This window comes from Rhizobacter sp. P3_C12 (assembly GCF_056402735.1).
Map to the genome: position 1 here is coordinate 1 of NZ_JBFUGW010000433.1, position 3,664 is coordinate 3,664.

Consider the following 3,664-nt stretch of genomic DNA (forward strand, 5'->3'; position numbering starts at 1 on the left):
GATGCCGGCGTCGCGCTGCCGCCGCTCGACCTGGTGCTGTCGGCGACCGCGCCGCTGTCGCCGCAGATGGCCGCGCGCGCCGAGGCCGCGTGGCAGGCGCCGCTGGTCGAGATCTACGGCTGCACCGAGGCCGGCCAGGTCGCGACGCGCCGCACCACCGAAGGCGCCGACTGGCTCGCCTACGACGGCGTGCGGCTGAGCGGCGACGGCGCCGAGAGCATCGTCAGCGGCGGCCACGTGCCCGAGCCGACGCAGCTCGCCGACGTGCTGGAGGTGCTGTCGCCGACGCGCTTCCGGCTGCTCGGCCGCAGCAACGACCTGATCAACGTGGCGGGCAAGCGCAGCTCGCTGTCGCACCTCAATTTCCAGCTGAACAGCATCGACGGCGTGCGTGACGGCGCGTTCTGGCTGCCGCCGGCCGACAGCGTCGAGGGCATCGCCCGCCCGGTGGCCTTCGTCGTGACCGGCACGCTGACGCGCGAGGCGCTGCTCGCCGCGTTGCGGCTGCGGCTCGACCCGGTGCTGCTGCCGCGGCGCATCGTGCTGCTGCCGTCGCTACCGCGCGACGCCACCGGCAAGCTGCCGGCGCAGCGCCTGGCCGCGCTCGCGGCCGAGCACCTCTAGGCCCAGAGCCTGCTGCACCCCGCCATGCCCGTCGCGACCATTCGCATCCCGGCCACGCACCCGGCCTTCGCGGGGCACTTCCCCGGCCGGCCGATCGTGCCCGGCGTGCTGCTGCTGGCCGAGGTGGTCGAGGCGGTGCGCGCGCACAGCCTCGCGCTCGATCCGCTGCAGGTCGGCGCCGTCAAGTTCGTCGCGACTGTCGGGCCCGATGCCGAGCTGCGCATCGAATGGGATGCGGTCGATGCGGCGTCGACGCGGTTGCGCTTCGAGGTCGCCCAGGTCGTCGACGGACAGGCGACGCGCTGCGCGAGCGGGCATTTCGACCTGTCGCCGACGGCCCGATGACGACGCCCGCCGACAGCCCCTGGACCGCCCAGCGCGAGCGCAGCAACCTGTGGGCGCTGGCGCTGATGCGGCGCGTGGCCGTCGGGCTCGGCCGGCCGGTCGCGCGGCTGCTGCTCGGCCCGATCGCGCTGTACTTCCTCTGGTTCGGCGGTGCCGCCCCTCGCGCCTCGGCACAGTACCTGCGGCGCGTGCTCGGCCGCGCGCCCACGTTCGGCGAGCGGCTGTGCCACCTGCACGCGTTCGCGTCGACCGTGCTCGACCGCGTCTACCTGCTGCAGCAGCGCTTCGACGGCTTCGACATCCGCATCGCAGGCACCGAGCACCTCGATGCGGTGCTCGCGCGCGGCCAGGGCGCGCTGCTGATCGGCGCGCACCTCGGCAGCTTCGAGGTGATGCGCGCGCTCGGCCAGTCGCGCGCCGGGCTGCGCGTCGCGATGGTGATGTACGAAGACAATGCGCGGATGATCAACGCCACGCTGAAGGCGATCGCGCCGGACACGCCGCTGCACATCATCGCGCTCGGCCAGCTCGAATCGATGCTGCAGTTGCGCAATTGGCTCGACGACGGCGGCGTCGCCGGCCTGCTCGGCGACCGCAGCCTGCCCGGTGCCGCATCGGCGCGCTCGGTCAGCCACCGCCTGCCCTTCCTCGGCGACGAGGCCACGTTCTCCGACGGCCCGTTCCGGCTCGCCGCGCTGCTGCGCCGGCCGGTCGTCTTCATGACGGGCTTGTACCTGGGCGGCAACCGCTACGAGCTGCGCTTCGTGCCGCTGGCCGACCTGAGCGAGCGCCCCCCCGGCCGCGAGGCGCAGGATGCCGCCATTGCCGACGCGCAGCGCCGCTACGTGGCGCTGCTGGAAGCGCTGTGCCGCGAACAGCCGATGAACTGGTTCAATTTCTACGACTTCTGGAAACCATGAAGCCCCTGCGCAGGTTCGTCTGGATGATGCTGGCGCTCGCGTGCACCGCCACCGTGGCTGCGCCCGCCGACCTGGGCAGCCTGTTGCAGCTGCTGGCCGGCGTCAAAGCCGGCGAGGCCACGTTCACCGAGCAGCGCCAGGTCACGCTGCAGGACATGACGCGCACGCTCGAATCGTCCGGCCGCCTCAGCTTCTCGGCCCCCGACACCTTCGTGCGCGAGACGCTGAAGCCGCGCCGCGAGCGCCTCGCCGTGGCCGGCAACACGCTGACGATGAGCCAGGGCAGCCGCAGCCGCAGCGTGCCGCTCGACACCGTCCCCGAGGCGCAGGTGCTGGTGGAAGCCGTGCGCGGCACGCTGACCGGCAACCGCGAGCTGCTCGACCGCCACTTCACGTCGCAGTTCAGCGGCAGCCTCGAGCAGTGGACGCTCGAGCTGGTGCCGCGCGAGGCGCTGCTGCGCGAGCAGGTCGCGCGCGTCACGGTGAGCGGCGTGCGCTCAGCGCTGACCGAGGTGCAGGTGCAGCTCGCCGGCGGTGACCGCTCGACGATGAAGATCGTCGAGAGCCGCGTTCCATGAACGCCCCGGCGCTGCGTCGCCCCGCCGTGTGGGTGTGGCTGGCGCTGATGCTGATCGGCGCCTGGCTCGCCGCGCGCGCCACCTACGTCGCCGACCTGTCGGCCTTCCTGCCGTCGTCGCCAAGTGCCGAGCAGCGCGTGCTGCTGGAGCAGCTGCGCCACGGCGTGACCGCGCGCGTGATGCTGGTCGGCGTGCGCGGCGGCGATGCGGCCCTGCGCGGCGAGGCCTCGCGCGGCCTCGCGACCGCGTTGCGCGCGAGCGGCGAATTCGACAGCATCAGCAATGGCGACAACCTCGGCGCGCCGAAGGCCGTCGGCGAGCTGCTGATGGCCCACCGCTACCTGCTGAGCCCGGCGGTCGATGCGCAGCGCTTCAGCGTCGACGGGCTGCGCGACGGCATCGCCGACACCACCTCGATGCTCGGCACGCCGGCCGGTGCGTGGATCAAGCCGCTGCTGTGGCGCGACCCGACCGGCGAGATGGCGCGGCTGGCCGAGACGCTGCTGCCGTCGGGCGGGCCGCGCGTCGAGGCCGGCGTGTGGGTGTCGCGCAGCCAGCCGCGCGCGCTGCTGGTGGCGATCACGCGCGCCGGTGGCTCCGACCTCGACGGCCAGGCCCGGGCGATCGATGCGCTGCGGAACGCTTTCGAACCCTGGGCCGCGCGCGGGCTGTCGCTCGACCTGTCCGGCGCCGGCGTGCTGGGCGTGCAGTCGCGCACGCTGATCAAGGCCGAGGTCGAACGGCTCGCGCTGTGGGACGGCGCGATCGTGCTCGCGCTGCTGCTGCTCGCGTTCGGTTCGTTGAAGGCGCTCGGCGTCGCGCTGCTGCCGGTCGCGAGCGGCGTGCTGGCCGGCACGGTGGCAGTGAGCCTCGGCTTCGGCCAGGTGCACGGCATGACGCTCGGCTTCGGCACCACGCTGATCGGCGAGGCGGTCGACTACGCGATCTACTACCTGGTGCAGGCCCGCACCACGCCAGGCACCGGCAGCGGCGCGCTGCACTGGCGGCGCCACAACTGGCCGACCGTGCGCTGGGGCCTGCTGACCTCGCTGGCCGGCTTCTCGGCGCTGGTGTTCTCCGGCTTCGGCGGGCTGGCGCAGCTGGGCGTGTTCTCGGTCGCCGGCCTGCTGGCCGCGGCACTGACCACGCGCTACCTGCTGACCGACCTGGCCCCCGACGGCGCGCCCGGCCTCGGGC

Annotated in this window: 5 protein-coding genes; all 5 read left to right on the forward strand. The window is 73.6% G+C overall.

Features of this window, described 5'->3' with window-relative positions; translation table 11 throughout:
• On the forward strand, positions 1 to 624 hold a 624-nt coding region (locus AC1DXV_RS32640), incomplete at its 5' end, for an AMP-binding enzyme (protein WP_477937643.1).
• A 24-nt stretch (positions 625 to 648) separates the two neighbouring features.
• Positions 649 to 969, forward strand: a complete 321-nt coding sequence (locus tag AC1DXV_RS32645; protein WP_477937645.1) for an ApeI family dehydratase — start codon at positions 649 to 651, stop codon at positions 967 to 969.
• Positions 966 to 1,889 (forward strand): lysophospholipid acyltransferase family protein, encoded by a 924-nt coding sequence (locus AC1DXV_RS32650; RefSeq protein ID WP_477873711.1) that lies wholly within the window; start codon positions 966 to 968, stop codon positions 1,887 to 1,889. The genes AC1DXV_RS32645 and AC1DXV_RS32650 overlap by 4 nt, the downstream gene beginning before the upstream one ends.
• A complete protein-coding gene (locus tag AC1DXV_RS32655) occupies positions 1,886 to 2,467 on the forward strand; it encodes a LolA family protein (RefSeq protein WP_477873710.1) in 582 nt (193 codons plus the stop codon). Before AC1DXV_RS32650 ends, AC1DXV_RS32655 begins: the two co-directional genes overlap by 4 nt.
• Positions 2,464 to 3,664, forward strand: a 1,201-nt coding sequence (locus AC1DXV_RS32660; protein WP_477937647.1) for an MMPL family transporter, incomplete at its 3' end; no start/stop codon positions are given. The genes AC1DXV_RS32655 and AC1DXV_RS32660, both read left to right, overlap by 4 nt.

What these genes read in the sequence shown, in the direction of transcription:
- AC1DXV_RS32655 (WP_477873710.1), top strand. Translation starts at nt 1,886, where the DNA reads ATGAAGCCCCTGCGCAGGTTCGTCTGGATGATGCTGGCGCTCGCGTGC.
- AC1DXV_RS32650 (WP_477873711.1), top strand. Translation starts at nt 966, where the DNA reads ATGACGACGCCCGCCGACAGCCCCTGGACCGCCCAGCGCGAGCGCAGC.
- AC1DXV_RS32645 (WP_477937645.1), top strand. Translation starts at nt 649, where the DNA reads ATGCCCGTCGCGACCATTCGCATCCCGGCCACGCACCCGGCCTTCGCG.